This window comes from Endozoicomonas acroporae (genome assembly GCF_002864045.1).
Lineage (GTDB): Bacteria > Pseudomonadota > Gammaproteobacteria > Pseudomonadales > Endozoicomonadaceae > Endozoicomonas > Endozoicomonas acroporae.
This window is the reverse complement of record NZ_PJPV01000116.1, coordinates 1-2251: the sequence shown is the minus strand read 5'-3', so window position 1 is coordinate 2251 and position 2251 is coordinate 1. Positions and strand designations below refer to the sequence as shown.

Genomic DNA, 2251 nt, shown 5'->3' with positions numbered 1-2251 from the left:
ACAGAGATCGTCAGGGCATTTAAGGAAATTGCCCCCATGCGCATCCAGGTTGATGTCAAGAATAACAATGGTGATACGGCTCTCCACGAAGCTGCTCGTCAAGGCCACACAGAGACCGTCAATGCATTGCTGGAAATTGTGGCCAAAGAGAAGACTAACGATGGCCAAACGGCTCTCCACAAAGCTGCTGAAAAAGGCCACACAGAGGCCATCCAGAAATTGCTGACCATTGACCCCTCCCTGGCCAAAGAGAAGGATAACAATGGCCGCACGGCTCTCCACGCCGCTGCTCTTAAAGGTCACACAGAGGCCATCCAGACATTGCTGACCATTGACCCGTCCCTGGCCAAAGAGAAGGATAAACGTGGCAATACGGCTCTCCACTTAGCTGCTTCTGAGGGCCACAAAGAGGCCATCCAGACATTTCTGACCATTCCCTCCTCCTTGGCCAAAAAAAAGAAGGAGAAGGATAAGTCAGTCCGGACGGCTCTCACAGCTGCTGTTAACGCAACTGCTTTTGCAGTCCACACAGAGGCCACCCAGTCATTGCAGACCATTGACCCCTCCCAGGCCAAAAAGAAGGAGAAGGATAAGTCAGTCCGGTCGGCTCTCGCAGCTGCTGTTAACGCAACTGCTTTTGCAGTCCACACAGAGGCCACCCAGCCATTGCAGTCCATTGGCCCCTCCCTGGCCAAAGAGAAGGATAACGATGGCCAAACGGCTCTCCACAAAGCTGCTTCTCAAGGCCACACAAAGGCCATCCAGACATTGCCCAAGATTGACCCTTCCCTGGCCAAAGAGACGGATAACTCAGGCCGGATGGCTGTCCACTTAGCTGTTAAAGGCAGCCATGAAGATGCAATTTTCGGCTATTCCGGAATTAGAGGAAACCTCAATACCATAAATCCTAAAGGCCTGAAACAAATCTACGCTCCCGTACAATTTATACCTGGATTTGAACTTAATAATAATTTATCACTGGATGGCTATCCTTTCCATATTGAAGGCACCAAAGATAAAATTATTGAATTCTTGGATAAATATGAAAGATTTCATTTTACGGCAAAAAGTATTGGCAAAAAAGAGCAATCAAAAGCCAGAGTCAGTGTGGATATACAGTTATGTCTGGCTGATTGTGACCTGCCAAAAATGGTGCGCAATTTTTTCGTAGCTCCAATTAAAGATACTTTTGATGTAATACCATTGGACTTTATTAATGGAATTATTGAGCATGCGAATTTACAAGGCTCGCTTAAGATAATTTCTGATGCTGTTAACACTAGTAAGAAAAAACTTCAGGAGGAACTTCAGAAGGAACTTCAGAAGGAAGTTGTTAATACCGCAGAAAAAATGCAGAAAAATCTTAGTGGCGAAGTAGCAGAACAACCTGAAAAAATAGCATCCAAAAAATTCGATAGCGTCATCAATAAAATTCGCAATGAATTAAAAAGGCTCAACGAAACTGATGATATTGACACATCATTGTCAAAAAAGAATTTTAAGGTTTGCAGTGGACCCATCAATTTACTGCACAACATCAAGAAAGGTCAGAAAATTCAAATTGAATTTGACCGGTTTGATGAGTCATCAAACAGCCCCGCCCGTTTACAGATCAACTCAACTGGCAGCCAGGTAGAGTTCAAAGATCTATCTGAAGCATTGAAGATGATTTTTGAAATTTAACTTTAGAGTTTTTATGAAACGGTTAGTCTGTAATAAAATAAAAACCGGTTCTTTGGTCAGGGCAATAGCATGAGATGTACATAAGTAGTTGGCCAAATGGAATCGTATTTTCTGGCTAAGTGGGCAGTTACTATGGAATTGCCCCGGAATAATTTGTACATTTCTGAGTTTCAAAACCACGTTCGTCCTGAGCCTGTCGAAGGGCGTGAACCCCGGCCTCATGTATTGTGCCTGTCACCCTTCGACAAGCTCAGGATGAACGGAGATCGAGTTCAAAATGTTGAAATTATTTCGGGACAATTCCTATGCAAGGCACAACGTAGGGAGCATAGCCGTAGCTATGTGACCGTAGTTATAACGCCGCACGACTGCATGGATGCAGGAGATAGAGCAACGCAGGAGCAGTTGCCGAGAGTGACTGCCCACTTAGTCAGAAAATACGATTTCATTTGGTTAACTACTTACTGCGCCAGGCTCGGCGCAGTACCTTTTATCTCTTGCTTGCAGATATTCTGGAATAGCCCGGCGATGCCCCTGATGAACAGGTAAACGACTATTGATCAATGCT

At 44.8% G+C, this 2251-nt stretch carries 1 protein-coding gene; it reads left to right on the top strand.

The window, feature by feature from the left end:
* Positions 1 to 1683 (top strand): ankyrin repeat domain-containing protein (locus tag CX664_RS17620; RefSeq protein ID WP_219622225.1); only part of this gene is annotated, 1683 nt, incomplete at its 5' end.
* Between the last annotated feature and the right edge of the window lie 568 nt (positions 1684 to 2251).